The organism is Pararhodobacter sp. CCB-MM2 (assembly GCF_001691415.1).
GTDB lineage: Bacteria > Pseudomonadota > Alphaproteobacteria > Rhodobacterales > Rhodobacteraceae > Pararhodobacter.
Map to the genome: position 1 here is coordinate 1 of NZ_LRRR01000034.1, position 26407 is coordinate 26407.

25 protein-coding genes are annotated in these 26407 nt (G+C 66.2%); 11 read left to right on the plus strand and 14 right to left on the minus strand.

The features are described from left to right. Positions 1-186 precede the first annotated feature (186 nt). The 7 genes from BCY78_RS21010 to BCY78_RS21040 all read left to right on the plus strand — a co-directional run bounded on the left by BCY78_RS21010 (position 187) and on the right by BCY78_RS21040 (position 7281). Positions 187-606 carry a GNAT family N-acetyltransferase gene (locus BCY78_RS21010; RefSeq protein ID WP_068305733.1) on the plus strand — a complete coding sequence of 140 codons (420 nt, stop codon included), beginning with the start codon at positions 187-189 and terminating at the stop codon, positions 604-606. A gap of 170 nt (positions 607-776) precedes the next feature. Continuing rightward, positions 777-1772, plus strand: a complete 996-nt coding sequence (locus BCY78_RS21015; RefSeq protein ID WP_068305735.1) for a BMP family protein — start codon at positions 777-779, stop codon at positions 1770-1772. A gap of 15 nt (positions 1773-1787) precedes the next feature. Continuing rightward, positions 1788-3374 (plus strand): ABC transporter ATP-binding protein, encoded by a 1587-nt coding sequence (locus BCY78_RS21020; RefSeq protein ID WP_068305737.1) that lies wholly within the window; start codon positions 1788-1790, stop codon positions 3372-3374. After that, positions 3371-4468 (plus strand): ABC transporter permease, encoded by a 1098-nt coding sequence (locus tag BCY78_RS21025; RefSeq protein ID WP_225297682.1) that lies wholly within the window; start codon positions 3371-3373, stop codon positions 4466-4468. The genes BCY78_RS21020 and BCY78_RS21025 overlap by 4 nt, the downstream gene beginning before the upstream one ends. Before the next feature lies 1 nt (position 4469). Next, positions 4470-5435 carry an ABC transporter permease gene (locus tag BCY78_RS21030; RefSeq protein WP_068305741.1) on the plus strand — a complete coding sequence of 322 codons (966 nt, stop codon included), beginning with the start codon at positions 4470-4472 and terminating at the stop codon, positions 5433-5435. Positions 5436-5555: 120 nt separating this feature from the next. Continuing rightward, positions 5556-6476, plus strand: coding sequence for a sulfite exporter TauE/SafE family protein (locus BCY78_RS21035; protein ID WP_068305743.1), 921 nt, complete (start codon positions 5556-5558; stop codon positions 6474-6476). Between the two features lies 1 nt (position 6477). Beyond that, entirely contained in the window at positions 6478-7281 is an 804-nt protein-coding gene (locus BCY78_RS21040) for a TIGR02186 family protein (RefSeq protein ID WP_068305744.1), read from the plus strand. Positions 7282-7365: 84 nt separating this feature from the next. On the opposite strand, the gene BCY78_RS21045 is transcribed toward BCY78_RS21040, so the two are convergent. The 4 genes from BCY78_RS21045 to thpR all read right to left on the minus strand — a co-directional run bounded on the left by BCY78_RS21045 (position 7366) and on the right by thpR (position 9148). Further along, positions 7366-7509, minus strand: coding sequence for an entericidin A/B family lipoprotein (locus tag BCY78_RS21045; protein ID WP_068305746.1), 144 nt, complete (start codon positions 7507-7509; stop codon positions 7366-7368). A gap of 67 nt (positions 7510-7576) precedes the next feature. Beyond that, complete coding sequence (locus BCY78_RS21050) at positions 7577-8311, minus strand: SDR family oxidoreductase (RefSeq protein WP_068305748.1); 735 nt, start codon at positions 8309-8311, stop codon at positions 7577-7579. Positions 8312-8313: 2 nt separating this feature from the next. Further along, positions 8314-8550: an Lrp/AsnC family transcriptional regulator gene (locus BCY78_RS21055; protein ID WP_068305750.1), complete on the minus strand. Its 237-nt coding sequence runs from the start codon at positions 8548-8550 to the stop codon at positions 8314-8316. 55 nt (positions 8551-8605) lie between these two features. Then, entirely contained in the window at positions 8606-9148 is a 543-nt protein-coding gene (gene thpR / locus BCY78_RS21060; protein WP_068305752.1) for an RNA 2',3'-cyclic phosphodiesterase, read from the minus strand. Between the two features lie 111 nt (positions 9149-9259). On the opposite strand from thpR, the gene BCY78_RS21065 reads away from it, so the two are divergent. Then, complete coding sequence (locus BCY78_RS21065) at positions 9260-9634, plus strand: DUF6455 family protein (RefSeq protein ID WP_068305754.1); 375 nt, start codon at positions 9260-9262, stop codon at positions 9632-9634. 55 nt (positions 9635-9689) lie between these two features. On the opposite strand, the gene BCY78_RS21070 is transcribed toward BCY78_RS21065, so the two are convergent. The 3 genes from BCY78_RS21070 to BCY78_RS21080 all read right to left on the minus strand — a co-directional run bounded on the left by BCY78_RS21070 (position 9690) and on the right by BCY78_RS21080 (position 13525). Further along, positions 9690-11324, minus strand: a complete 1635-nt coding sequence (locus BCY78_RS21070) for a BCCT family transporter (RefSeq protein WP_068305755.1) — start codon at positions 11322-11324, stop codon at positions 9690-9692. Positions 11325-11373: 49 nt separating this feature from the next. Beyond that, a complete protein-coding gene (locus BCY78_RS21075) occupies positions 11374-11790 on the minus strand; it encodes a universal stress protein (RefSeq protein WP_068305757.1) in 417 nt (138 codons plus the stop codon). 193 nt (positions 11791-11983) lie between these two features. Continuing rightward, positions 11984-13525 carry an ATP-dependent RecD-like DNA helicase gene (locus BCY78_RS21080; protein ID WP_068305759.1) on the minus strand — a complete coding sequence of 514 codons (1542 nt, stop codon included), beginning with the start codon at positions 13523-13525 and terminating at the stop codon, positions 11984-11986. A 171-nt stretch (positions 13526-13696) separates the two neighbouring features. Between BCY78_RS21080 and BCY78_RS21085 the strand changes: the two genes are divergently transcribed. Further along, positions 13697-14458: a mannosyl-3-phosphoglycerate phosphatase gene (locus BCY78_RS21085; protein ID WP_068305760.1), complete on the plus strand. Its 762-nt coding sequence runs from the start codon at positions 13697-13699 to the stop codon at positions 14456-14458. Further along, positions 14451-15677 (plus strand): glycosyl transferase, encoded by a 1227-nt coding sequence (locus tag BCY78_RS21090; protein WP_068305762.1) that lies wholly within the window; start codon positions 14451-14453, stop codon positions 15675-15677. Before BCY78_RS21085 ends, BCY78_RS21090 begins: the two co-directional genes overlap by 8 nt. Here the strand turns inward: BCY78_RS21090 and BCY78_RS21095 are convergent. The 7 genes from BCY78_RS21095 to argH all read right to left on the minus strand — a co-directional run bounded on the left by BCY78_RS21095 (position 15674) and on the right by argH (position 25182). Then, positions 15674-17383, minus strand: a complete 1710-nt coding sequence (locus BCY78_RS21095) for a sugar phosphorylase (RefSeq protein WP_233499459.1) — start codon at positions 17381-17383, stop codon at positions 15674-15676. The genes BCY78_RS21090 and BCY78_RS21095 overlap by 4 nt on opposite strands. Positions 17384-17816: 433 nt before the next feature. Next, positions 17817-19007 carry a UbiH/UbiF family hydroxylase gene (locus tag BCY78_RS21100; RefSeq protein WP_068305764.1) on the minus strand — a complete coding sequence of 397 codons (1191 nt, stop codon included), beginning with the start codon at positions 19005-19007 and terminating at the stop codon, positions 17817-17819. 86 nt (positions 19008-19093) lie between these two features. After that, positions 19094-19348 (minus strand): hypothetical protein, encoded by a 255-nt coding sequence (locus BCY78_RS21105; RefSeq protein ID WP_068305766.1) that lies wholly within the window; start codon positions 19346-19348, stop codon positions 19094-19096. Positions 19349-19559: 211 nt separating this feature from the next. After that, the gene (locus BCY78_RS21110; protein WP_068305768.1) at positions 19560-22052 is read right to left on the minus strand and encodes a DUF4175 domain-containing protein; all 2493 of its coding nucleotides are present in this window, start codon (positions 22050-22052) and stop codon (positions 19560-19562) included. A gap of 12 nt (positions 22053-22064) precedes the next feature. Next, complete coding sequence (lysA, locus tag BCY78_RS21115) at positions 22065-23330, minus strand: diaminopimelate decarboxylase (RefSeq protein WP_068305770.1); 1266 nt, start codon at positions 23328-23330, stop codon at positions 22065-22067. A gap of 36 nt (positions 23331-23366) precedes the next feature. Continuing rightward, positions 23367-23678, minus strand: a complete 312-nt coding sequence (locus tag BCY78_RS21120; RefSeq protein ID WP_068305772.1) for a DUF2834 domain-containing protein — start codon at positions 23676-23678, stop codon at positions 23367-23369. Between the two features lie 115 nt (positions 23679-23793). Next, positions 23794-25182, minus strand: coding sequence for an argininosuccinate lyase (argH, locus tag BCY78_RS21125; protein WP_068305774.1), 1389 nt, complete (start codon positions 25180-25182; stop codon positions 23794-23796). Between the two features lie 199 nt (positions 25183-25381). Between argH and BCY78_RS21130 the strand changes: the two genes are divergently transcribed. Next, positions 25382-26215 (plus strand): EAL domain-containing protein, encoded by an 834-nt coding sequence (locus BCY78_RS21130; protein ID WP_225297707.1) that lies wholly within the window; start codon positions 25382-25384, stop codon positions 26213-26215. Positions 26216-26407 lie beyond the last annotated feature (192 nt).

Sequence of the window (26407 nt, forward strand, 5' to 3'; positions counted from 1 at the left end):
CTCCCGCCCTCCTCGACTGACCCCGCAATCTTCGTTCCGAAAATATCCCGGGGGTGAGCCCGCAGGGCGAGGGGGCAGAGCCCCCTTCTTGTCGGTCGCCCGAGGCCTGCATGCCGCAGGCATGCCGGACGAGGGAGAAACCCCTCCCCTCTTTACCGCCGACGCGCCGGACGCTACGCCCCTCCCATGACCCCCGACGCGCTGTCCGCCCTGCATCACCGCTGCTTCGTCACACCCCCGCCTTGGGGCGCGGACAGCTTCGCGGATCTGCTCGCCTCACCTTTCACCTTCCTCGAAGCCGACGCGCAGGGCCGCGCCTTCGCTCTCGGGCGGGTCATTGCAGGCGAGGCGGAACTCCTCACCCTCGCCACCGCCCCGGACCTTCGCAGGCAAGGCCTCGCGCGCCAGCTCATGGCCCGGTTCGACTTGGCGGCACAGGCGCGTGGCGCGACGGAAGCCTTCCTCGAAGTGGCCGAGGACAATGCCGCCGCGCGGGCGCTCTATGCCGCCTGCGGCTGGGAGCAGAAGGGCCGCCGCCCCGGATATTACGTCGCGCCAACCGGGGAAAAGGTCGCCGCATTGATCCTTTGCAAGTCCATCGCCTGAGAATTAACCTGCATGGGGCCAGACGAATCCCTCGACTTGTCCGTTTGGTAAAATTCGCTTGACGGGTTCTGCGCCGACGGCCCTACTTGCCGGGCAGGGGCCCTTCGGGGTTTGCCGCATGACAGGCCGCTTTGACGGCCGCTGACGACCCAACTGGGAGAAAAAAGCAAATGAAACTCACCCGCAGCTACCTCGGCGCGACCGCCGTGCTCGCGCTGACCGCCGGCGCTGCCTTCGCCGAGCCCGCGCTGATCTACGACATGGGCGGCAAGTTCGACCGCTCGTTCAACGAGATGGCCTTCACCGGCGCGACCCGCTGGGCCGAGGAAACCGGTGGCGAGTTCCGCGACATCGAGCTGCAGTCGGAAGCCCAGCGCGAGCAGGCGATCCGCCGCTTCGCCGAGGCCGGCTACAACCCGGTCGTGATGACCGGCTTCTCGATGGCCACGCCGCTGGAAGTCGTCGCCGCCGACTACCCGGACACCACCTTCGTGATCATCGACGGCGTCGTCGACCTGCCGAACGTGCGCTCGGTGCTGTTCGCCGAGCATGAGGGCTCGTACCTCGTCGGCATGGCCGCCGCGATGGCGACCGAATCGAACACCGTCTCCTTCGTCGGCGGCATGGACGTTCCGCTGATCCGCGCCTTCGCCTGCGGCTATGCCCAAGGCGCCCACGCGGCCAACCCGGACGTCAACGTCATCGTCAACTACACCGGCACCACCCCTGCCGCGTGGAACGACCCGGTGCGTGGTTCGGAAATCACCGCCGCCCAGATCAGCCAGGGTTCGGACGTGGTCTTCGCGGCCGCCGGCGGCACCGGCGTGGGCGTTCTGCAGCGCGCGACCGACGACGGCATCCTGTCGATCGGCGTCGACTCGAACCAGAACTACCTGCACCCGGGCAGCGTCCTGACCTCGATGCTCAAGCGCGTCGACAACGCCGTCTTCGACGCCTTCACCCAAGGCGCCGAAATGGAAACCGGCATCCAGATCATGAACCTCGCCTCGGGTGGCGTGGGCTGGGCCGTTGACGAAAACAACGAGCCGCTGATCACCGAAGAGATGACCGCAGCCATCGCCGAAGCCGAAGCCGGCATCGCGTCGGGCAGCCTGAGCGTGCATGACTACCGCTCGGACGACACCTGCCCGTACTCGGTCGAGTAAGTAGGCGGAACGGGAATGGTCGCTGACGTGACCAACGGGGGGGCGGCCGAGACTTCGGCCGCCCCTGCCATCGAGCTTCGCGGGATATCGAAGGCATTCGGCCCGGTCCAGGCGAACAAGGACATCAACATCCGGGTGCGCAAGGGCACCATCCACGGCATCATCGGCGAGAACGGCGCAGGCAAGTCCACGCTGATGTCGATCCTCTACGGGTTCTACAAGGCCGACTCGGGCGAGATCCTGATCGACGGCAAACCCACGCAGATCACCGATTCTCTGGCCGCGATCCGCGCCGGCATCGGCATGGTCTTCCAGCATTTCAAGCTGGTCGAGAATTTCACGGTGCTCGAGAACGTCATCCTCGGGGCCGAGGGCGGGGCACTGCTCCAGCCCTCGAAGTCGCGCGCGCGCAAGCTGCTGACCCAGCTCGCGGCCGATTACGAGCTCAGCGTCGAACCCGATGCGCTGATCGAGGATCTCTCGGTCGGCCACCAGCAACGGGTCGAGATCCTCAAGGCGCTGTATCGCGAGGCCAATATCCTCATCCTTGACGAGCCGACGGGCGTTCTGACCCCGGCCGAGGCCGATCACCTGTTCCGCATCCTCGAAGGGCTGAAGGAGCAGGGCAAGACGATCATCCTGATCACCCACAAGCTGCGCGAGATCATGGAGATCACCGACGAAGTCTCGGTCATGCGCCGGGGCGAGATGGTCGCCACGGTCACCACCGCCGAGACCTCGCCGGCCGAGCTGGCCGAGCTGATGGTCGGCCGCAAGGTGTTGCTGGACGTGCAGAAAACCCCGGCGCAGCCCGGCGAGGTGGTGCTGTCGGCCAAGGGCCTGACCGTCACCGACCGCCACGGCGTCGAGCGTCTGCGCGGCATTGACCTTGATATCCGTCGCGGCGAGATCGTCGGCATTGCCGGCGTCGCAGGCAATGGCCAGTCCGAGCTTCTGGAAGTCATCGCCGGGATGATCCCCGGCAAGGGCAGCCTGACCATGCTGGGCGAAGAGCTGGACCTCAGCCTCAAGCGCGACAACGCCCGCACGCGGCGCGAGGACAGCATCGCCCATGTGCATGAGGACCGCCACCGCTGCGGGTTGATCCTCGATTTCATGGCCTGGGAGAACGTGGCCTTCGGCTATCACACCGCGCCGGAGTATCAGAAGAACGCGCTTCTGATGGACAATGCCGCGATCCTCGAGGATGCGAAGGGCAAGATCGAGCGTTTCGACGTCCGCCCGCCCAACCCGATGCTGACCGCCGAGAGCTTCTCGGGCGGGAACCAGCAGAAGATCGTTCTGGCCCGCGAGATCGAGCGCAACCCGGACCTGTTGCTGGTCGGCCAGCCGACCCGTGGCGTGGACATCGGCGCCATCGAGTTCATCCACAAGCGCCTCATCGAGCTGCGCGATCAGGGCAAGGCGATCCTGCTGGTATCCGTGGAGCTGGACGAGATCCTCTCGCTGTCCGACCGGATCGTCGTGATGTTCGACGGCCGCATCATGGGCGAGCGTGATCCCGATCAGACCAACGCGCAGGAGCTGGGCCTGTTGATGGCCGGCGTCACCGACAATGGCGCCAAGGGGGATGCCGCATGAGTTCGCGAAACATGCCCAAATGGGCCGACGTGCTGTTGGTCCCGCTGATTTCTTTGCTGATCGCCTTTGCGCTGTCGGCGCTGGTCATCCTCGCCATCGGCGAAGATCCGGTCAGGGCCATGGCGATCATGATCAAAGGCTCGCTCGGGTCGACCTATGGCTGGGGCTACACGCTTTACTACACCACCAACTTCCTGCTGACGGGCCTTGCCGTCGCCATCGCCTTCCAGGCCAAGCTGTTCAACATTGGCGGCGAGGGTCAGGCGACCATCGGCGGCCTCGGCGTGGCCCTCGTCTGCCTGTTCATCCCCTGGCCGAATTGGTGGATGGCGATCATCGCCGCGATCCTCGCCTCGGCCCTGTTCGGGGCGCTCTGGGCGGCTATTCCCGCCTTCCTGCAGGCCAAGCGTGGCAGCCACATCGTCATCACGACGATCATGTTCAACTTCATCGCCGCCTCGGTGATGAACTACCTGCTAAGCCACGTCCTGCGCCCGCAAGGGGCTATGGACCCGGCCACCGCGCGCTTCGACAACGTGCTGCGCCTGCCCCGGCTGCATGACATCCTTGCCCCGATCGGCATCGATTTCTCGCGCTCGGGTCCGGCCAACGTGATGCTCTTTGTCGCGATTGCGCTGTGTATCCTCGGGTATGTGCTGATGTGGCGCACGCGCCTTGGCTACGAGATCCGGGCCTTCGGCCAATCCGAGGCCGCGACGCATTACGCCGGCATCTCCAGCGTGAAGATCATCATGATCGCCATGCTGATCTCCGGCGCGCTGTCGGGCATCATGGCCGTGAACTCGGTCATGGGGGGCCCGCAGCGTCTGGTGATGAACGCGGTCGAGGGTGCGGGCTTCATCGGCATCGCCGTGGCGTTGATGGGCCGATCGCATCCCATCGGCATCATGGCGCCGGCACTGCTGTTCGGCTTCCTGTACCAAGGCGGGTCCGAGCTGGCGATCGAAACCACCATCCCGCGCGAGATGATCGTCGTCATTCAGGCGCTGGTCATCATGTTCACCGGCGCCCTGGACAACATGGTGCGACAACCGCTGGAAGCCTTCTTCCTGCGCAGAAGCGGGAGGGGTTGAGATGGATATCGCAACCATCGTCCAGATCCTGGAATCCACCCTGCGACTGGCGACGCCCTTGCTGTTCGCCTGCCTTGCCGGCCTGTTCTCGGAACGCGCGGGGATCGTCGACATCGGCCTTGAGGGCAAGCTGCTGATTGCTGCCTTCTTCTCGGCCGCCATCGCCTATGTCTCGGGCTCGGCATGGCTGGGCCTGCTGGCGGGCGTCGCGGCCTCGGTGATCTTCTCGCTGATCCACGGCGTGGCTTCGATTACCTTCCGCGGCAACCAGCTGATCTCGGGCGTGGCGATCAACTTCCTCGCCTCGGGGATGACCGTCGTCATCGCCCAAAGCTGGTTCCACCAAGGCGGGCGCACCCCGGCCCTGACCGGCGACGCAAGGTTCGAGCGGCTCACCCTGCCCTTCGCCGAGGCTCTGCGCGACGTGCCGCTGATCGGGCATGTGTACAGCCAGATCCTCTCGGGGAACTCGATCCTCGTGTATATCGGGCTGCTGTGCGTGCCGCTCAGCTGGTGGGTCCTCTATCGCTCGCGCTTCGGCCTCAGGCTGCGCGCGGTGGGCGAGAACCCGGCGGCTGTCGATACCGCGGGCATCTCGGTGGTGCGGCTGCGTTTCTGGGCGATCATCATCGCGGGCGTGCTGTGCGGCATCGGCGGGGCCTATCTGTCGACCTCGCTGGCGGCAGGCTTCGTGCGCGAGATGTCGGCAGGTCGCGGCTATATCGCGCTGGCGGCACTGATCTTCGCCAAGTGGCGGCCGTGGCAGGGCCTTGGTGCGGTGCTGCTGTTCGGCGCGCTGGAGGCCATCGCCAACCGCTGGCCGAACCTGGACCTGGGCATCATCACCCTGCCCAACCAGTTCATGACCGCCCTGCCCTATATCCTGACCGTGGTCATCCTCGCCGGTTTCGTCGGCAAGGCGATCCCGCCGCGCGCGGGTGGCGAACCCTACGTCAAGGAACGCTGATCCGATCGCCCGGCCCCGACCCTGTCGCGCGGCCGGGCGATCAGAAAAATGTAATCCTCGACGCACAAATTTCATGGAAAAGCCCCTGTAAAGCGCGGGGGCTTTGTCCTATGCAAAGCCATGTTGGTCTATCTTCCCATCGCCGAGGTTTCCACGAACCTGTTCGTCCTTCTGGGCGTCGGGGCCAGCGTGGGCATGTTGTCTGGCATGTTCGGCGTGGGCGGGGGCTTCCTCATCACGCCCTTGCTGTTCTTCATCGGCATCCCGCCCGCCGTCGCGGTGGCGACCGGGGCAAACCAGGTGGTGGCCTCATCGATCTCGGGCGTGCTGGCCCATCTGCGGCGCAAGACCGTCGATCTGAAGATGGGCACGGTGTTGTTGATCGGCGGCCTCATAGGCTCGTCCATCGGGATCGTGCTGTTCCGATGGCTCAGCGCCATGGGCCAGATCGATCTGGCCGTGCAGCTGTCCTATGTGCTGTTCCTCGGCGTCGTCGGCGCACTGATGCTGCAAGAAAGCCTGCGCGCCTGGTACCGCAGCTCCAAATCGGGGGCGAAGCGGCGCAAGCTGCACCAGCACACCTGGGTACATGCCCTGCCCTTCAAGATGAAATTCCGGGTGTCGGGCCTCTATATCTCGGTGATCCCGCCCTTGCTGGTCGGCGCCTCGGTCGGCGTCCTGTCGGCGGTAATGGGCGTCGGTGGCGGCTTCATCATGGTCCCGGCGATGATCTACCTGCTGGGCATGCCCACCAAGGTCGTCGTGGGCACCTCGTTGTTCCAGATCATCTTCACCACGGCCTACACCACGATCATGCATGCCGTGACCGGACATTCGGTCGACATCATGCTGGCGACCTTCCTGATCCTCGGCGGCGTCATCGGCGCGCAGCTGGGCACGCAGATCGGCCTGCGGCTGAAGGCCGAACAACTGCGCATCCTGCTGGCCCTGCTGGTGCTGGCCGTTTGCGTCAAGGTCGCACTGGACCTGCTGATCATGCCGGACGAGCTGTACTCGATCCGCGTCGCCGGGATGCACTGAGATGCGCGCGCTGGCCGTCCTTCTGCTGACCCTCGCCGCGCTGCCGCTGATGGCCGCGCGCGGCACGGCGAGCGAGATCGTCGGCGCCCTGAGCCAGAACCGCGTGTCGCTGACCGCCAATTTCTCGGGGTCCGAGATCCTGATCTTCGGCGCTATCCGCCGCACGGCCGAGGAACTGGCCGCCGAGGAGAACGCCGAGGCTTCCGGCGGCGAGGATTACGACGTCATCATCGTCATCGAGGGCCCGCGTCAACGCGTCGACATCTGGCGCATGGACCGGGTGGCCGGCATCTGGATGAACGTCGAGAGCCAGAGCATGGCCTCCGTGCCGTCGTTCTATGCCATCGCCACCACCGCGCCGCTGGCGGACATCCTGTCGCTGGAGGCGGACGGCCAATACCACATCTCCCCGCGTGAGGCGATCCGGGCCGAACAGGTGGGCGATGGCTCGCCTCAGGCGCTGTTGTTCTCGGAGGCGCTGCTGCGGATCCGCGAGGATGCCGCGCAATATCTGTCGCTGGAGCGGTTCGTCCATGTCGACCAGGGCGTGTTGTTCCGCACGAATGTCCGGCTGCCGGCCAACCTGACCGAAGGCGCCTATACCACCCGCATGTACCTCGTGCAGGGCGGAGAGGTCGTCAGCCAGTACCGCACGGCGATTTTCGTGCGCAAGGACGGGCTGGAGCGCTGGCTGCACGAGCTGGCCTATGACCAGCCGTTCCTCTACGGCCTTCTGGCCCTCGCCATCGCCGTGCTGGCGGGCTGGGGTGCCTCGGCCCTGTTCCGGCTGATCCGCAACTCGTGACATCGCCCTATGAAAACGCCCCCGGCACAGGTGGCGCGGGGGCGGCTTTCGTCTGACGGCGAGGGCCAGTCGTTACATGTTGCGTTACATGCTGGCCTGCGTCTGGCGGGCCGATTGGCTGACGGCGCTGCCAGCGGTTTGCAGATCGCGGCCGGCGCCGGCGATGGTCTCGCAGGCGGACAGGGTGGTCACCGCGGCCAGCAGCAGAACGACGAGTTTCGGTTTCATGTCGGGGTCTCCGGGAATTCTGTGGGAAGACAACGCGCGAACCGGGGTTCCGGTTCCACGCCGAATGTCAGCCACGCCCCAGCCACGGCATGTTGGTTGCCATGATCGACAGGAAGGGAATGTTGGTGCCCTTAGGCTGGTTCGCCATGTGCCAGACGGCGGCGGCAACCTCGGGCAGGTCCATCATCGGCTCAGGTTTGATCGAACCATCAGCCTGCGGCACGCCCTTGCCGATCTGGGCGGCCAGTTCGGTGCGGGCATTGCCGATGTCGATCTGCCCGGCGGCGATGTCGAAGGGCCGGCCATCCAGCGCCAGCGTCTTCGTCAGGCCGGTGACCGCATGCTTCGTCGCGGTATAGGCCACCGAGCCCGGCCGCGGCGCATGGGCGCTGACCGATCCGTTGTTGAGGATGCGGCCCCCCATCGGCGCCTGCCCCCGCATCTGCCGGAAGGCGGCGCGGGCACAGAGGAACATGCCGGTCAGGTTCACATCGACCATGCCGCGCCAATCGGCCACGCTGAGCTCGTCGATGAGCGAGCCCTTCAGCATCTTCCCGGCGTTGTTGAACAGCACATCGATCCGCCCGAACCGCGCCACCACGGCGGCGAAGGCGGCCTCGACCTGCGCCTCATCCGTCACATCGCAAGGGATGGGCAGCGCGTTCGGGTGGGTGCCGGCGACCTCGGCCAGAGTATCGGCCGACCGGGCCAGCAGCGCCACGTCCCAACCCTCGGACAGGAACTTCAGCGCGGTGGCCTTGCCGATGCCGGTGCTGGCCCCGGTGATGACGATGACCGGCACGCTCAGAACGCCTTGAAGGTCATCGTGGTCAGGGTGCGGGCGATGCCGGGCACGTCGAACAGATGCTCGGACAGGTAGCGGCCCACATCTTCTTCTTCGGGGATGTAGACCTTGGCGATCAGGTCCCAATCGCCCGAGGTCGAGAACAGCTCGGACACGATCTCGCGGTCATAGATGGCGCTGGCGACCTCGTAGGTCTTGCCGGGGGTGCAGCGGAACTGGACGAAGACGCAATGCATCGGGGGGCCTCCTGTGTTGGCGCGCAGGTTAGCAGGGGCCGGGCCGGGTGCAAGGTCAACTCGCCAGCGGGTAGCGCGCCAGCACATCATAGAGCGGCGCCTCCTCGCGCAGGGTCGAGCGGTAGAGCACCATCTCCTCGGCCAGCCACGGCTCCGAGGTCAGGGCGCCGATCCCCTCCATCGCCGCGGCCAGCGTTTGCGGCTGGGCCTCGCCCCTGCGGAAACGGCCGAGGGTGATATGCGGCACGAACTTGCGCGCCTTGATCTCGATATCCAGCGCGCGGGCGGCCTGCGTGACCTTCTTCTGGTCGGACAGCAGCCGTGCATCCCCGGCGATCCGGGCGTGGAGGGCATCCGGCTCGTCGCCGCCGAAAACCCCAAGGCCGTCGAGGCGCAGCAACGGCGGGTGAAGGCTCAGGTCTTCCAGCGTGAAATGAAGCTCTTCCAGCACGGGCTCCGGCACCTTGCCGAGGAAGGCCAGCGTGATGTGGAAATTCTCACGCGGGACCGGGCGCGGCAGGCGCAGCCGCGATTGCACGCCGCTCAGGCGGTGGATGATGTCCTCGGGGACCGGGAGGGCGAGAAAGGCGCGGATCATCGCCAAGGGCTAGCCCCCGCCTTGCGCCAGATCAAGGCGAAGGCGACCGCGGCGGTGCACAAGGGCGCGAGCCAAAGCCGGAGAGGCCACACGACAAAGGGGGAATTCGGAATGAAGATGGAGCGCTTCCTGCACCTGTTCCGCGTCAGCCGCGACCTGCACGAGATCGAGGCGATGAGCGCGCGCGAGCTTGCCGACCTAGGCGTCACCCGCGCCGAGGCGATGGAGCTGGCCGCCCTGCCCGATGATGTCCCCCAGCGCGTGACCGAGATGGCCCGGGTCTTCGGCCTCGACCCGTCCGAGGTGATGCAGGATCGCCGGGTCTGGCACGAGCTTTTGCAAAACTGCCACCATTGCCACGACCTCGGCACCTGCCACCGCTTCATGGCCCGCGAGGAGAAGGACGAGCCGGTGGACACCACCACGCTGACCTTCTGCCCCAACCGCCGCACCTTCGACGCGCTGAACGCCTCGCTGGCCGGATGAGAAAAGGGGCGGCCGGTCGCCCGGTCGCCCCCTTCCGATTTGTGGTGACGCGCGGTTATTGGCGCGGCTCGTCCATCAGGCCCTTGATCAGCGCATAGCAGGCGATCAGCAGCACGATGGCGAAGGGGAAGCCCGTCGACACGGCCATGGCCTGCAAGGCGCCCAGCCCGCCGCCGATCAGCAGCGCGATGGCCACCAGACCTTCGAACGTCGCCCAGAACACGCGCTGTGCGACCGGCGCATCGACCTTGCCACCCGCCGTGATCGTGTCGATCACCAAGGAGCCCGAGTCCGACGAGGTCACGAAGAACACGATCACCAGCACGATCGACAGCAACGAGGCGATCCAGGTCCAGGGCAGCTGCGTCAGCATCTCGAACAGCTTCAGCTCCAGCGCCGCATCCTGCGCTCCGGTGAAGCCCTGATGGATCAGCTGATCCAGCGCGGTGCCGCCCAGCACGGTCATCCACAGGATCGACACGGCGGTCGGGATGATCAGCACGCAGGTGACGAATTCGCGCACCGTGCGGCCCCGGCTGACGCGGGCGATGAACATGCCCACGAACGGCGACCAGGAGATCCACCAAGCCCAGTAGAACGCGGTCCAGCCCTGCGAGAAGTTGGTGTCTTCACGCCCGAAGGGGTTGGACAGCGGCACCAGCTCGGTTGCATAGGCGCCGATGTTCTCGGCCAGATCGCCGAACAGGGTGGTGGTCGGACCGGCGAACAGGATGAACAGCACCAGAACGGCGGCCATGATGAGGTTCACCTCGGACAGCACCTTCACGCCACCGTCGAGGCCGCGCAGCACCGACACCAGCGCGGCGCCGGTGATCAGCGCGATCAGCACGATCTGCGAGGTGGTGCCGATCTCGATCCCGAACAGGTAGTTCAGACCCGCATTCGCCTGTTGCGCGCCGACCCCGAGCGAGGTGGCGAGGCCGAACAGCGTGGCGAAGACGGCGAGGATGTCGATGACATGGCCCGGCCAACCCCAGACGCGCTCGCCGAAGATCGGGTAGAACATCGAGCGCACGGTCAGCGGCAGACCCTTGTTATAGGCGAACAGCGCCAGCGACAGCGCAACCACGGCATAGATCGCCCAAGGGTGCAGGCCCCAGTGGAAGATCGTCGCGGCCATGCCCAGCGCATGGGCAGCGGCCTCGTCCCCCTCGGCGCCGCCCAGCGGGGCCCAGTCGGTGCGCATCCCGTTCTCACCCACGGCGATGCCGCCGAACGAGGTCGAGTAATGCGAGATCGGCTCGCTGACGCCATAGAACATCAGGCCGATGCCCATGCCGGCGGCGAAGAGCATCGCGAACCAGCCGGCATAGCCGTAGTCCGGCGTCGCGTCGCGGCCGCCGATGCGGACCTTGCCCAAGGGCGTGACGATCAGCGCAAGGCAGACCAGTACGAAGATGTTCCCGGCCAGCAGGAAGAACCAGTCGAAGGTCGAGGTCAGGAAATCGCGCAGGCTGGTGAAGACCGGCCCAATCGAGTTCTGGAACGCCAGCGTAATGATGACGAAGGCCACGACCGACAGGCCGGAAATGGCGAAGACCGGGTTGTGGATGTCCAGACCGAAGGGTTGGACGTTGTTCTGGCCGATCTCGTAATCGGTCTCGATGATGTTTGCGGGGCCCTCGGGGGCCGGTATGGCTTCGCCGTCCGATGAAGATGAATCGGTCATGCGGTCCCTCCTGTTATGATTGTTGTGTTGGTCAGGTCGTCAGGTCGTGTCAGCGCACGAGGAAGACCGACACACCGCTGTGCGATGCGAGGTCGCTGCCGTGGTGCGATCCCCAGAAGCGATCGGCGATGCCCGGTTTGTGCGTGCCCATCACCACGAGGTCCGCGCCGGTCTCCTCGATGGCCTTGAGCAGGGTCTTGTCCATGTCGATGGCCGGGTCGTGCGCGGTGTAGGATTTGGCCGAGTTGGTCTTGCCGGGCGCTGCGGGACGCGAGGCCGCGAAAGCGTCGAGCTTCTGCGCGAATTCCGTCGGATTATGCGCGATGGCCGTGGGGGTTTCCGCCGTTACCGAGACATAGACGATCTCGGCGCCGAAGGTGCGGGCAAGGTCTTCGCTGGTGGTCAGGGCCTTGTCGAGTTGATCAAGGTGCGACAGGTCCACCGGGACCATGATCCTTGAAAACATGCGTTCCCTCCTTGTGTCGTTTCTTGTGTCCTTCTGCGGCGATTCGCCGCGGCTTTGCCGGGACAACACGCCCGGATGACCACGGGTAACGTGGCCGTTACCGTCACAAAGAGCCAAAAGCGACATGATTGCCCCGAAACAGGCAGGTAATGCGCATGTTTTCGGGGTCAATGCCGTCGCGTCAGTTGCGGTGTCAATCAGCCTCGGTCTGGGCCTGCAGCGTCAGGGGCGCGGGCGTCCCGGCCAGATCGTCGATCCTCAGCGGCCCGCCCGGACGCGCCAGCCGGTTGCGCACCACCCACAACAGGCGATGCTCGGCGCGGGTGATCGCGACATAGGCCAGCCGCTTCCACAGGGGCAGTCCGGCCTCGTTCCGACCCGCACGGGCGGCGGCATAGAGGTCGGGCGCGAAGACCTGCACATCGCGCCATTGGCTACCCTGCGCCTTGTGGATTGTCACTGCCGCGCCATGCAGGAAGGCTGCGCCCATCGTCGCGGCGAAGGGGATGAAGGGCTCTTCTTCGCCCTCCTTCTCGATCTTGACGATGGAGGCCGCCGAGACCTGCGGCTCCTCAGCCCCCATCACATGCAGGCGCGAGAAACCGGGCCGTTTGCCGGGCCCGAGATAGACGCATTGCGCGCCCTTGATCAGCCCGCGCGCCTCAAGGTCGATGCGGCGCTTACGGTGCTTCAGAGGCAGTTCCAACCCGTCGCAAATGAGCGGCTCACCCGGCAGCAGTTCCGTCTCTGGCGCATCATGCGCGGCGCGGAAGGCATGGATCAGCCGGATCCGCGTCGCATTGCGCCACACGAGCACCGGCGAGCGCGCCATCAGGTCGCTCTCCACCCGTTGTGCCCAGACCACGCGCTCGTCGCGCAAGGAGGCCTCCTCGATCATCCGTTCGAATTGCTCGAAGCCAAGGTCGGGATCGGCCAAGGCATGGGCAAGGTCGAGGATCGGATTGTCATCCGCCTGCCGATGGATGCGGTGCAATTCCAGCTGCTGCTTCTTCGGCAGGGTCTCGAACACCATCTCGCCCGACTGGCCGACCGGCGCCAGCTGCGCCGGGTCACCAAACAGCACGAGGGTCTGGAAGATCTCCTTCAGGTCGTCGAATTGCCGTTGGTCCAGCATCGAGCTTTCGTCGATGAAGCCCACATCCAGCGGCTCTTCGCGCCGTTTCCAGCCCTTGATGAAATCGGAGCCACGCAGACCCGCCGCGGCCAGCGCACCGGGGATCGACTTCACGCTGTCATAGAAGGCCTTGGCGCGATCCAGCGCGGCATCGGTCAGCTCTTCCAGCTCGGGCCGGTCGCCCGAGCCCTCCAGCCATTCCGCGATCTTCTCGTATTCCGGGTCATACAGCGGCGTGTAGAGGATGCGGTGAATGGTCGTTGCCGGCACGCCCCGGTTGCGCAGGACCGAGGCCGCCTTGTTCGTCGGCGCGAGGATCGCCAGCGTACGCCGTTCCTTGCGCCGCTTGCCCTCGTAATCGCCGCTGACCGTCTCGACCCCGGCCGCCGTCAGCGCCTTGGTGAGCTGCGCCAGCAGCATCGTCTTGCCCGACCCGGCCTTGCCCAGCACGGCCATGACCTGCCCGTCGGCCTCAGTGTCGGGCGGCTCCAGCGCTTCGTCGACGATGTCGATCCCCGCCTTCTCCAGCAGGTCGGCCAGCGCATCCCAGGCGGCGGCCTGATCGTCGGAGAAGGTCAGTGTAGCGGGGGCATCGTTCATGCGCGCGACCTTATGCCAAGCGCTGCAGGGAAGGAAGCAGGGCCGCGCATCCGGGCCGAGGGGCGCCGCGATTAAAATTTAGGCACATCCGGGATCAGGCAGGATTTCGAGCGGCTTGCGGCTGCCCCTCCCGCCCCCGGGCGCTAAGTTGTAGCGCAAACAGGAGGCATCGTGCGGCTGCTGATATTCACCGATCTCGACGGGACGCTGCTGGACCACGAGAGCTATGACTACCGTCCTGCCCTGCCGATGCTGGCGCGGCTGAAAGCGATGGGCGCGGGCGTGGTGCTGGCCTCGTCGAAGACCGGCCCCGAAATCGCCGATTGGCAGGCGCGGCTGGGCCTGACGGACTGGCCCGCCATCGTCGAGAACGGCGCGGCGCTGTTCGACGGGCAGATCGATGACCGCGACTACGGACGCATCCGCGCGGCACTGGCCCGCCTGCAAGCGCCCTATCGCGGCTTTGGTGACATGGGTGTGGACGAGGTCGCGCAGGTCACCGGCCTGTCGCCTGAGGCCGCCGCGCTCGCCTGCCAGCGCGCTCATACCGAGCCCGGGCTGTGGCACGGCACCGAGGCCGAATTGCATCACTTCCTCACCGCGCTGGAGGCCGAAGGGATCCATGCAAGGCGCGGCGGTCGCTTCCTGACATTGGGCTTCGGCGGCACCAAGGCCGGGCAGATGGCGCTGCTGACCACGCGCTATCATCCCGAGGTGACCTTGGCCTTGGGGGACGCACCCAATGACGCCGAAATGCTGACCACCGCCGATTGGGGCATCGTGGTGCGCAACAGCCACGGGCCGGGCCTTCCCCCCCTGCCCGGCGAGAACGAAGGCCGGATCCTGCGCACGCGCGCTGAGGGCCCGGAGGGTTGGGTCGAGGGCCTAGAGGCCGTTCTGGCCAAGTTGAAGATCGGAGAGACGGATGGCTGACTTTCACCAGAACGGCAACATCGCCCAGTTCCACAACCTGCGCACCCGCTCGCTGGAAGAGCTGGAATACCGCCTGGAGACCTTTGCCCAGACCCGCAAGATCAGCCTGATCCTGCCGTCCCTCTATTCCGAGCTGGAAGGCCCGGCGCTGCAAAACATCCTCGATGAGCTGTCGAAGGTGAAATACCTGCACCGGGTGATCATCGGCCTCGATGCCGCGAACGAGATCCAGTTCCGCCACGCGCGCGAGTTCTTCGCGCGCCTGCCGATCAACCACGTCGTGCTGTGGAATGACGGCCCGCGGATCAAGGGGCTGATGGAACGGCTGGAGCCGCATGGCCTCGGGCCCATCGAGAAGGGCAAGGGCCGCAATGTCTGGGGCTGCATCGGTTACCTGATCGCCTGTGCGGATTCGGCGGTGATGGCGATCCATGATTGCGACATCGTCACGTATGATCGCGAGATGCTGTCACGGCTGGTCTATCCGGTCGCGCATCCCGCGTTCCCCTACCACCTGTCCAAGGGCTTCTACCCGCGCATCGGCAACGACAAGCTCGGTGGTCGCGTGACCCGTAACCTCGTGAGCCCGCTCCTGATTTCCCTGAAGAAGGTGCTGGGCGACAGTGAATATGTCGATTACCTGCGCGCCTTCCGCTACCCGCTCTCGGGCGAGTTCGCCATGCGCACGGCCACCCTGCCCGATCTGCGCATGCCCTCGGACTGGGGGCTGGAGATCGGCGTTCTGTCCGAGGCGTGGCGCAACCTCGGCCCCCGCGCCGTCTGTCAGGTCGAGATCGCCGATATCTATGACCACAAGCATCAGGACCTCTCTGCCGAGGACGCGCTGACCGGCCTCAACCGCATGTCGCTGGATATCTGCAAGGCGATCTTCCGCAAGCTGGCGGCGGATGGCGTGGTGATGAGCCCCAACATCTTCCGCACGCTGAAGGCCACCTATTACCGCCGCGCGCTGGACATGCTGGAGGTCTATTCCCATGACGCGCAGATGAACGGCCTGAATTTCGACCGCCCGGCCGAGGAACGCTCGATCCAGCTCTTTGCCGAGAACATCATTCAGGCGGGCCAAGTGTTCCTTGAGAACCCGCAGGAGCTGCCTTTCATCCCGAACTGGAACCTCGTCAACGCTGCCGACCCGAATTTCCTGTCGGATTTCCGCAGCGCCGTGGCGCTGGACATGGCCGAAAGCGATCCGGCCTAAACGGTATTGGTGATCCAGCGGCACTGATAGGGGGCGAGCGGGATCACGCCATCGGTCTCGATCGCCTCGCCGGTCAAGAGGTCGTGCCAATGCTCGTCATCAATGAGGTTGAGCGCATAGCTGTCCAGCTCGATTGTCTCGTCCGAGACATTGTGCAGCGCGAAGATCGACTGCTGGCGATCCAGCGACTGCCGCCAGACACCCAGCACCCGGTCGTCCATCTGCAACGTCAGCTGCGTCGCATTGGGATGGAAGCCTGACTGCTTGGCACGGATCTTCAACCGCCGCGTCATCTCGGACAGCACGCGGGCCTGATCGCTGTCGGGATCGTCCAGCTTCTCCTGCAGCGCCGGGTAATGCCAGCGGTGCCGGTTGATCGCCCGGTTCATCCCCCGGCGCGCGGCGGCCTCGTGGTCATTCGGCGTAGCCAGCAGCGAATGGATGTAGAAGGCCGGGATGCCCTCCAGCGACATGACGACGGTCTGCGAGCACAGGAAGCGCTCGATCTTCTTCGCCTCCTCGCCCGCGAAGGTGCGCGACATGGCATCGAAATAGCCGCAGTTGATCTCGTAGACCGATTGGCCGCCCCCCGGCAGCGCCCGCATCGACACAAGCCCCCCAGAGGTCTGCACGGTATTGATGATATGCCCCACCTCGTCGGGCGGCAGGATCCCCTCGACCGGGCGCATGCCGATGCCGTCGTGGCTGGCCGAGAAGTTGAAATAGGCGCAGCCCAGAGGCGCGGGCGGCATCGAGCGCAGCCAGCGCCGGAGGTAGCGCGTATTGCCGGACAGAAGCGCATGGAGCACCAGCGGCGGCAGCGGGAAGTTGTAGACCATGTGGGCCTCGTCCCGCCGGCCGAAATAGGACAGGTTTTCGGCCTTGGGGACGTTGGTCTCGGTGAGCAGGATCACCTTCTCCTGCGCGAAATCCGCCAGCACCCGCATCAGCTTCACGATGGCATGGGTCTGCGGCAGATGGATCGAGGGCGAGCCGATCTTCTTCCAGACAAAGGCCACGGCGTCGAGGCGGATGATCCGCACGCCTTGGTCGATATGGAAGCGCAGGATGCGCAGGATCTCCAGCAGCACCTCAGGATTGTGGAAATCGAGGTCCACCTGATCATGGCTGAAGGTGCACCAGACATGGCGCGGGCCCATCGAGGTGTCGACCTCACGCAGCAGGGGCGTCGTGCGCGGGCGAACCACATCGGACAGATCGTCCGTGGGCAGCGCTTCCTTGAAGAACTTGTCATAGGGCGCGCGCCCCTGCCGGTAGTCATTGAACCAGGTGCCCTGGCTCGAGACATGGTTGAGCACCATGTCCGACATCAGCATGACTTCCTTGCCGATCCGCTGGATATCCGGCCAATCGCCCAAGGCCGCATCGACCTTGTAGTAATCGGTGACCGCGAAGCCGTCGTCCGAGGTATAGGGGAAGAACGGCAGGATATGCACGCCATTGACCGCCCCCTTCAGCCGGGCCTCGACGAAATCCAGAAGCAGGTCCAAGGGCTTGTGGCTGCCATCTAGGATCGAGTTGCCATAGGTAATGACCAGCGCATCCCGCTCGGACCACAGGTTGTTCGACGGCTTTCGCGGACGTTGCCGGCGGGCGCCGCCCTCGGGCCAGAAGGCGGCGATGACCTCGCGGGTGAGGGCCCCCGCGTCGTGTTCAGGGTAGATCTGCGCGATCAGGTTGAACACGCGCGCGCGCAGGCTTGTGGCGGCTTTCTCGGGAATGGGTCTGCTCCGGCTGCTGTTGCCCTGAGTGTACCCCGCGCGCCAAGGCGGTAAAGCCCGCCCGCCCGGCGCCGCGCCCGGCTTCCCGACGTGGCGCGGAAATGAGCGCCTCAGCATGCGTATTTGTGCAGAGTGAAAACACATGCCTTCGCGCCGAGCCCATTCCTCGCATGAGTACTTGAAACAAGGTGAGGCACAGGCGCGAACGCTCAGGACGAATGGTGCGTACCTGTGTCAAACCTTGCCCATCTTCGTTCCGAAAATATCCCGGGGGGGAGGCGAAGCCGAGGGGGCAGAGCCCCCTGCGCCGAGCGAAGCGAGGCCCCCCTATACATCTCTGGTCGCCCGAGACCTGCGTGCCGGAGGCATGCCGGGTGAGGGCGAAACCCCTCCCCTTTCAGCGCATCCCGATCCCGAGTTGCATCAGCCCCTTGCGCACCGGCGCCAGCGAATAGAGCGCGTGCAGGGTCGCGGCGCGGGCGTCGCGCAGGGGTTGGGAGGCCATCATCGAGGCACGGTTCAGCGCATCCACCCCGGCGAGGCGCAGTTTCACCTCGGGCCAGCGGCGGCGCTGGTAGGCCTCAAGCGGGCCGGGCTCGCCCAGGGTCTCGGGTGTCGAGACGGCTATCAGCGCGGTCAGGTCGCCGAGGCTCATGTTCAGCCCCTGCGCGCCGATGGGCGGCACGACATGCGCGGCCTCGGCGATCAGCGCCGTGCGCTGGCCGATGAAGCGTTCGGCGTGTTGGGTGATGATCGGCCAGATCGTCAGGTTGCTCGCCTGTTCCAGCCAGCCGAACAGCCCGCAGGAGCGTTCGTTCATCGCTGCCTCGAACTCCTCGCGCGGCAGGGCGCGGAGGCGTTCGATCTCCGGCCCCGTCTCCATCCAGACCACGGCCGAGCAGGGCTTGCCCTGATGATCCGGCAGCGGCACCAGCGTGAAGGGCCCGCCCGAGCGGTGGACCTCCGTCGAGACATTCTGGTGCGGCTCGGGATGGGTGACGGCGAAGGCCAGCGCCTTCTGGCCATAGCGGGTGACATGGGCCGGGATGCCCAGCGCCTTGCGCACCGGCGAATGGCGGCCATCGGCGCCCACGACCAGACGCGCGGCGATCTGGCTGTCGTCGGACAGGGTCACCAGCGCCTCGCGTTCGCGGGTGAACAGCCGCTTTGTCCCAGTGCCGGGGCGAAAATCGACATTCGGCAGCTCGGCCAACCGTGCCACGAATTCGCGGCGCAAAAGCCAGTTCGGCAGGTTCCAGCCAAAAGGCTGGGCCGAGACATCGGCCGCGTTGAAATCATGGGTGATGCGGGCGACGGGCTCGGGCCCGCCGGCATCGACGATGCGCATCACCTGCAACGGCATCGCATGGGGCTCGAGCCGCGCCCAGAGCCCGGCCTCGGTCAGCACCGGGATCGAGGGCTGCAGAAAGGCCGTGGTGCGCAGGTCGGCGCCGGGCGCGTCGCCCGTGGTCACCGGCGGCGCGGGATCGACGCAGATCACCGAATAGCCGGCTGAGCCAAAGGCCGCCGCCGCCGCAAGGCCCGCGACCCCACCGCCCGAGACCAGAACATCCACCGATTGCCGCATGGCTCTCTCCTTCGCTTGGGGCAGAGATAGCGCAGTGCGGGGGGAAGTTTAAGGCGTCAGGCGGTCGCGCCCGGATTCAAGGGCCTTTATCCGCGCGAGATCATCACCAGGATGAACAGCATCACCGGCGAGAAGAACACCGCCGGCAGGAACAGCGCGGGCAGGCCCCAGGTGACAATCGAGATCCCCCAGATCGAGACCAGCGCAACGATCAGGTAAAGCGGGAAATCCGCGTCGCCCTCGGTCCATTCGCGGGCGATGCCGCCGATGATCGGCAGCGAGTAGACGAAGGGTTTGCGGGTCCGACGCGAGGCGGTGAAGGCGATATCGGCAGCGGCCATGGGAAACTCCGGTCTTGGGACAACGCGCGGCAGGCGCGCAGCCGGCAGCGAAAGAGGCGCGCCGGCTATTGGTTTTCGCAGGGTATTTCTTTTTCCGTGATATGCCTTTTCGCAGGCCGCGCGCCCATCCGGCACCTTGCCGCAGTGCGGCATTGCGCCACCTGCGCCCGTTTGGCGCAGTGGGTTCTGTGACGGAAACGCCGTCGAGGGATCAGTACGGATCGATCAGACGGCCGAGATAATCGCGTTCGTCTTCCGGCCGTTCGCGTTCGGCCTGACGGCGACGGATCTCGTCGAGCAACTCGCGGGCGCGGGCGCGCGGGTCTTCTCCCGGCAGACCCGGCCCGACGCCGCCCTGCTCGGTCGAGCCCAGCTCACGCCCCAGCGGATCACGGCCCGTGCCCTGCCCTTCGGCCTGCTGGTCGCTTTCGCCGTCGGTCGCCGCACGTTCCCGCTGATCGGCGTCCAGCGCGTCGCGGAAGTTGCGCATGCCTTCGCGCAGGGCTTCCAGCGCCTCGGCCTGACGCTCCAGCGCGCCCCGCATGTCGCCCTCCTCCAGCGCACGGGCGGCGTCGTTCATCGCCCGGTCGGCCTCTTCGAGCGATTGCAGACCCTGTTCGCCCTCGTTCGTGCCCTCGCCCGGCAATTCGCCCAGCTGCTGCGCCCGGAGCTGTTCGCGCAGCTGGCGCTGGCGCTCGGCCAGCTCGCGCATGGCCTCCTGCTGGTCCTTGCCCGGCTCGCCCTGCTGGCTTTGGTCGCCCGGCTGGCCATCGGGACCGAACTGGTCCTGCAGCTCCTCGAACGTCTCGTCGGCGAGGCCCTGCTGTTCGCCCAGCGTGTCGCCAAGCCCCTCCATTGCCTGCCCACCGGGCATCGATTCGCCACCCTCGCCCCGCTGCATCTGCAGATTGTCGAGCAGGGCGTTGAGCTGAGCCATCATCTCGGCCGCGTCGTCCATCCGGCCCTCTTCCATGGCCTGCTGGATCGCGTCCATCATCTCCTGGATCTGGCTCTGGGTGACCGATTGGCTTTCCTGCTCGCCCCCACGGTCGCGCTGGTCGCCTTGATCGGTCTCCTCCTCCGGCATCTGCTCGGCGAGCATCTCCATGTAGTCGCGGGTGGCTTCGCGCAGCTCGTCCATCAGCTCCTGGATCTCGGCCGCGTCGGCACCGCGCTCCATGGCTTCAGCCAGCCGGTCGCGGGCGCGTTGCAGACGCTCACGGGCATTGGCCAGCTCGCCTTCCTCGATCAGCAGGGCGAGGTCCCAAAGATCCTGCGCCAACTCATTGCGGGCGGCGCCATCAAAGGTGCCGGCGTCGAGGCGGGTCTCGATGAAAGACACTGCGCCGCGGATCATCGCCGGGGCGCCGCGGAACAGGAAGGCCTCCTGCCCCTCATGCAGCATGGCGCGCATCAGCATCGCCGAACGGCGGGCGTTGTCCCGGTTCCACAGCAGGTCACGGCGCAATTCGATCAGCGCACGGGCCGAGGGTTCGAAGAAGCGACGGCCCGGCAGCACGATCTCGCGCGCAGGGCTGGTGCCGGTCTGACCCGCGGCATCGGTGGCGGTCAGGGCAATCTCGACGGGCATGTTGGCCCAGGGGTGCAGCGACAGATCCTCGCGCAGCGTTTCGCTCACCGTTTCGCGCGCGGCGGTCATCGGCATCGGCAGCGACAGGTGCAGAGGCTCGCGCGGCTCCGGCACGACCGAGAGACCATAGCGGCGATCGATGGCGTCGAGGTCCAGCGTCACCACCGCCTCGCCGGTCTGCACGCCGTAATCGTCGGTGGCGGTGAAGGGCTGCTCGGCAACGCCGCCGCGCCCGCGTCCCATCGGGCCGGTCGGTTCGATCACCGGCGCCGCATCGGGCTGCACGGCGATCTGCCAGCTGCGCCCCGAGGGGCCATCGATCGTCAGCCGCCCGGAATGGCGCGCGTCGAATTCCAACGCCTGCCCGCTGTCATCGGCGGTAACGCCCGCGTCGAGCGATTGCTCCAGCGTCAGCGCGCCGGGTTGGCCGTAGAAGCGCAGCACGATGCGGCTGCCTTGCGGCACTTCGAAGGTCTCGCGCTCGATCTCGTTCAGATAGAGGCCCGGACGGCCCGTGTAGGCGGGCGGGATGATCCAGCCTTCCCAGCTGGGACCGATCGCGGCCCCGGCCGCGCCCGGCATGCCGGCCAGCGGACCTTGCTGCCCCGGCACGGCGAACAACACTGCCATCAGCCCCGCCGTCAGTGCCACGAGGCGCACGCCATAGGGATCGCGCCGGGTGATCTGGGGGTCGGCGGGCTGCGGGCGGGCGGTCGCGGCGAGGCGCTCCATCCGCGCGCGATGCGCCTGCCACAGCGCCTCGGAGGCGGCATCGCCCGAGCCCAGCGCCTGCCGGTCGGTCAGCGCATTCAAGGGGCGGCCGGCAAGGGTGCGGTCCAGCCGTGCGACGGCCTCGGCCCGGGTGGGCCAGCGGAAGTGCCACAGCCCCTCGCCCAGCGCCAGAAGGATGGCGAGGCCGAAGGCGCCCGCGACCCAAAGCGCGGAATCACCGGGCAGACGGGTGTGCAGATCGAAGGCCCAGAGGGCCACGGCCAGAATGGCGAGCGAGACGGCCAGCCACAGGGACTGGATCACCCGCTCCAGCACCATCGCCGCGCGCGTCCAGCGGAGCGCGCGCGCAGCGGGGGCCAGCGGGTCTTTCTCAGCCGCCATTCTGTCGTCTCTCTACAGCCACGCGGGGATGCTATCGCGGGCAATCATCTCGTCATAGGTCGGGCGGGCGCGGATAACGGCGAAATGATCGCCCTGCACCATGACCTCGGGGATCAGCGGCCGCGAGTTGTATTCCGACGACATCACGGCGCCATAGGCGCCAGCCGACCGGAACGCGACCAGATCGCCCGGTGCCATCGGCGGCAAGGCGCGCTGCTTGGCGAAGGTATCGCCGCTTTCGCAGATCGGGCCGACGATGTCGAAAGGCTCGGGCAGGACGCCGGCCTCGGCCTCGATCACCGGGATGATGTCGTGATGCGCGCCATACATGGCCGGGCGGATCAGATCGTTCATCGCCGCGTCGACGATCAGGAATTCCCGCTCTTCCGCGGACTTGCGGTAGATCACCTGCGTGACCAGCATGCCCGCATTGCCCGAGATCAGGCGGCCCGGCTCGATCTCGATCTCGCAGCCCAGATCGCCCAGCACGCGCTTGACCATCGCGCCGTAATCCAGCGGCAGCGGCGGCGCCTCGTTCGAACGGGTGTAGGGAATGCCCAAGCCCCCGCCGAGGTCCAGCCGGTCGATCGTATGGCCATCCGCGCGCAGGGCTTCGACGAGGCCGCGCATCTTGGTATAGGCCGCTTCGAACGGCGCGAGGTCGGTCAGCTGGCTGCCGATATGCATGTCGACGCCGACGACCTTGATCCCCGGCAGCGCGGCGGCGCGGGCGTAGATCTCGCGCGCACGAGAGATCGGCACGCCGAACTTGTCTTCCTTGCGCCCGGTCGAGATCTTCTCATGCGTCTTCGCGTCCACGTCCGGATTCACACGCAGGGTGATCGGCGCCTCGACACCCATCGACGAGGCGACGGCGGACAGCGCCTCCAGCTCGGGTTCGGATTCGACGTTGAACTGGCGAATGCCGCCTTCCAGCGCCATGCGCATCTCTTGCGGGGTCTTGCCCACGCCCGAGAAGACGATCCGTTCGCCCGGGACGCCCGCCGCCTTGGCCCGCAGGTATTCGCCGATGGAAACGACATCCATGCCCGCGCCGAGGTCGCCCAGCAGCTTCAGCACGGCAACGTTGGAGTTCGACTTTACCGCGAAGCACACCAGCGACGGCATCGGCTCCAACGCTTCCTTGAACAGCAGGAAATGGCGCGTCAGGGTCGCGGCCGAGTAGCAATAAAACGGCGTGCCCACAGCGGCGGCAATGTCCGACATCGGCACATCTTCGGCACACAGATGCCCGTCACGATAGAGAAAATGGTCCACAGGGCCCCCGGATGCGCGCGCGGCGCTGTCAGAAATTCAAGAATTCCCCCCGCCATCGCGGAGGTACAGGTAAAGCGGCAGACCACAGCTGACGCCGATACAGAACGTCGCCGGGATTGCCAGAAGGCCACTCCAGCGGCGGGTCCGGGAGACCTCGACCAGAACCCAGAGCGTCAGCACCACGGCCGAGATCGTCAGATCCCAGAACAGGCCCGAGGTCGCAGCATTGGCATGCCAGGCCGCAACCATCCCGGTCAGCGTGAAACCGTGCTCACCGAACCAATCGAGGAACCAGGACATCGGATGCACCGCGCCCCAGATCGCCAGGATCAGCCACAGGAACCTCACCCGGCCGGGTTCCAGACGCTGGAAAGGTCAGGCGAGCCGGGGGCGGAGGGAGGGTCCCCTGCCCCGCAGGCCGTGAGCAGCATTAGGCCCGCAAGCGCGGACCAGAGCGCAAGTTTCATCCCAGGATCTCCTTCCAGCGGGCGGTCTGCTGGCGCACCGCATCGGGCGCCGTCCCGCCATAGGAAACACGCGAGCGCACCGAGTTGTCGACCCCCAGAACGGAATAGACCTCCTGGTTGATGCCCGGATGCGCCGATTGCATCTCGGCTAGGCTCAGGTCCGGCAGGTCGCACCCGTTCTTCTCGGCCAGCGCCACCAGCGAGCCGGTGACATGGTGCGCGTCGCGGAACGGCAGGTTCAGGCTGCGCACCAGCCAGTCGGCCAGATCCGTCGCGGTCGAGAAGCCGGACGAGGCGGCGGCGGCCAGCGACTCGCGGTTGGCGTTCATGTCCTTGACCATGCCTTCCATCGCGGCAAGGCTCAGCATCAGGTTGTCGGCGGCGTCGAAGACCTGTTCCTTGTCCTCCTGCATGTCCTTGGAATAGGTCAGCGGCAGGCCCTTCATCACCATCATCAGCGCGACATTGGCCCCGAAGATCCGGCCGATCTTGGCGCGCAGCAGCTCGGCGGCGTCCGGGTTCTTCTTCTGGGGCATGATCGACGAGCCGGTGGTGAAGCTGTCCGACAGCCGCACGAAGCGGAACTGCGCCGAGGACCAGATCACCAGCTCTTCGGCGAAGCGCGACAGGTGCATGGCGCAGATCGACGCGGCGGCCATGAATTCCAGCGCGAAATCGCGGTCCGCGGTGCTGTCGAGCGAGTTCGCCGTCGGCCGGTCAAAGCCCAAGGCCTTGGCGGTCATGTGGCGGTCGATCGGGAACGAGGTCCCGGCCAGCGCGGCCGCGCCCAGCGGGCATTCGTTCATCCGCGTGCGGGCGTCCTGGAAACGCGACTTGTCGCGGGCCAACATCTCAACATAGGCGAGCATGTGGTGGCCCCAAGTCACCGGCTGCGCGGTCTGCAGATGGGTGAAGCCCGGCATGACCCAATCCGCGCCGGCCTCGGCCTGTTTGAGGAAGGCTTTCATCAGGCTGTCGATGCCCGTGATGGCCGCATCGCATTGATCGCGCACCCAAAGACGGAAATCGACGGCGACCTGATCGTTGCGCGACCGGGCGGTGTGCAGACGGCCGGCGGGCTCGCCGATGATCTCTTTAAGACGGGCCTCCACGTTCATGTGGATGTCTTCCAGCGCGGTCTTGAACTGGAACTGGCCGGCCTCGATCTCGTCCTTGACCTGTTGCAGGCCAGCGTCGATGGCGGCGTGATCGGCCTCGGTGATGATACCGGTCGCGGCCAGCATCGCGGCATGCGCGCGCGAGCCGGCAATGTCCTGCGCATAAATGCGTTTGTCGAAGCCGATCGAGGCGTTGATCGCCTCCATGATGGCATCCACGCCGCCGGCGAAGCGGCCGCCCCACATGCTGTTTGCGCCGTCGCTCATCGTCATCCCCTTTGCCGGTCCTGCACTTGCGGCGCCGGTATACGCCCGAGGGCCCCAAGGCGCAATCGGCGCCGCCGGGCCGGGGTTGGGGCGGGAGGGGCGAAAAGCTGCATACAATTGTCAGTTTCTCGTCCCTCTTCACCTGAGGTTAACGGCTTTTCACGCAAGGTGCCTCAAGAAGTGCGGAAGGATTCGCTCGATGCCTATGGACCCCTCGACCAACCTGCCCGAAGACGGGCTGGACAGCCCGCTCTCCGTCGCCGATCGCATGCGCCAGCAGCAGACGATCGAGATGGTGCGCAAGGCCCTCGACGAAAAGCGCGCGATGTTGGCCTATCAGCCCGTCGTGCAGGCGCGGATGACCAATCGCGCCGCGTTCTATGAGGCCTTCATCCGCATTCTGGATGACAAGGGCCGCGTGATCCCTGCCCGCGATTTCATGGGCGAGGTGGAGACGCATGAACTCGGCCGCCGCATCGACTGCTTGGCGCTGGAGCTGGGCCTGGCCGCGCTGGCCAAGGAGCCGTCGATCCGACTCAGCGTGAACATGTCCGCCCGGTCCATCGGCTATCCGCAATGGCTGGCCGTGCTGGAGCGGGGCCTGCGGGCCGATCCCTCGGTCGCCGAGCGTCTGATCCTGGAGATCACCGAAAGCTCCGCCATGGTGATGCCGGATCTGGTAACCGTGTTCATGGCCGACATGCAGGCGCGCGGCATCTGCTTTGCCCTTGATGACTTCGGCGCGGGCTACACGGCGTTCCGCTACCTGAAGGACTTCTACTTCGACATCATCAAGATCGATGGCCAGTTCATCCGCAACATCGCCAATGATCCGGACAATCAGGTGCTGGCTCAGGCGCTGGTGTCGATCGGCCGGCATTTCGACATGTTCACCGTCGCCGAATCGGTCGAAACCGCCGAGGACGCGCGCTACCTGATCGATATCGGCTTCGACTGCCTTCAGGGCTATTATTACGGCGTCCCCGCGACCGAGGCCCCTTGGCTGACCTCTCGGCTCAGCAAGCTGGCCTAAGCCGAACCCGGCCCCCTTTCCTTCAATGGCGCGCCCCGGATTGAGGGCGCGCTAACGGCTGCGCTAACGCCGGTTGGGGGCGCAAACAGGTCGCGCTAACGACGCAAATACGGGCGATTCGCCTGCGTTTTCCGCACTGCGGCATTGATTTGACCGAGGGCGGGGCGTACACCTTCGTGAAGTTGCGCGGCC

Bases quoted from the DNA above. Each gene is read 5' to 3' on its own strand.
- BCY78_RS21010 (WP_068305733.1), top strand. From the start codon at position 187: ATGACCCCCGACGCGCTGTCCGCCCTGCATCACCGCTGCTTCGTCACA.
- BCY78_RS21025 (WP_225297682.1), top strand. From the start codon at position 3,371: ATGAGTTCGCGAAACATGCCCAAATGGGCCGACGTGCTGTTGGTCCCG.
- BCY78_RS21045 (WP_068305746.1), bottom strand. From the start codon at position 7,509: ATGAAACCGAAACTCGTCGTTCTGCTGCTGGCCGCGGTGACCACCCTG.
- BCY78_RS21130 (WP_225297707.1), top strand. From the start codon at position 25,382: ATGCCTATGGACCCCTCGACCAACCTGCCCGAAGACGGGCTGGACAGC.
- BCY78_RS21070 (WP_068305755.1), bottom strand. From the start codon at position 11,324: ATGACCGATTCATCTTCATCGGACGGCGAAGCCATACCGGCCCCCGAG.
- BCY78_RS21110 (WP_068305768.1), bottom strand. From the start codon at position 22,052: ATGGCGGCTGAGAAAGACCCGCTGGCCCCCGCTGCGCGCGCGCTCCGC.
- argH (WP_068305774.1), bottom strand. From the start codon at position 25,182: ATGAGCGACGGCGCAAACAGCATGTGGGGCGGCCGCTTCGCCGGCGGC.
- BCY78_RS21035 (WP_068305743.1), top strand. From the start codon at position 5,556: ATGTTGGTCTATCTTCCCATCGCCGAGGTTTCCACGAACCTGTTCGTC.
- BCY78_RS21105 (WP_068305766.1), bottom strand. From the start codon at position 19,348: ATGGCCGCTGCCGATATCGCCTTCACCGCCTCGCGTCGGACCCGCAAA.
- BCY78_RS21090 (WP_068305762.1), top strand. From the start codon at position 14,451: ATGGCTGACTTTCACCAGAACGGCAACATCGCCCAGTTCCACAACCTG.
- BCY78_RS21020 (WP_068305737.1), top strand. From the start codon at position 1,788: ATGGTCGCTGACGTGACCAACGGGGGGGCGGCCGAGACTTCGGCCGCC.
- BCY78_RS21055 (WP_068305750.1), bottom strand. From the start codon at position 8,550: ATGCATTGCGTCTTCGTCCAGTTCCGCTGCACCCCCGGCAAGACCTAC.
- BCY78_RS21100 (WP_068305764.1), bottom strand. From the start codon at position 19,007: ATGCGGCAATCGGTGGATGTTCTGGTCTCGGGCGGTGGGGTCGCGGGC.
- BCY78_RS21040 (WP_068305744.1), top strand. From the start codon at position 6,478: ATGCGCGCGCTGGCCGTCCTTCTGCTGACCCTCGCCGCGCTGCCGCTG.
- BCY78_RS21065 (WP_068305754.1), top strand. From the start codon at position 9,260: ATGAAGATGGAGCGCTTCCTGCACCTGTTCCGCGTCAGCCGCGACCTG.
- thpR (WP_068305752.1), bottom strand. From the start codon at position 9,148: ATGATCCGCGCCTTTCTCGCCCTCCCGGTCCCCGAGGACATCATCCAC.
- BCY78_RS21030 (WP_068305741.1), top strand. From the start codon at position 4,470: ATGGATATCGCAACCATCGTCCAGATCCTGGAATCCACCCTGCGACTG.
- BCY78_RS21080 (WP_068305759.1), bottom strand. From the start codon at position 13,525: ATGAACGATGCCCCCGCTACACTGACCTTCTCCGACGATCAGGCCGCC.
- BCY78_RS21075 (WP_068305757.1), bottom strand. From the start codon at position 11,790: ATGTTTTCAAGGATCATGGTCCCGGTGGACCTGTCGCACCTTGATCAA.
- BCY78_RS21015 (WP_068305735.1), top strand. From the start codon at position 777: ATGAAACTCACCCGCAGCTACCTCGGCGCGACCGCCGTGCTCGCGCTG.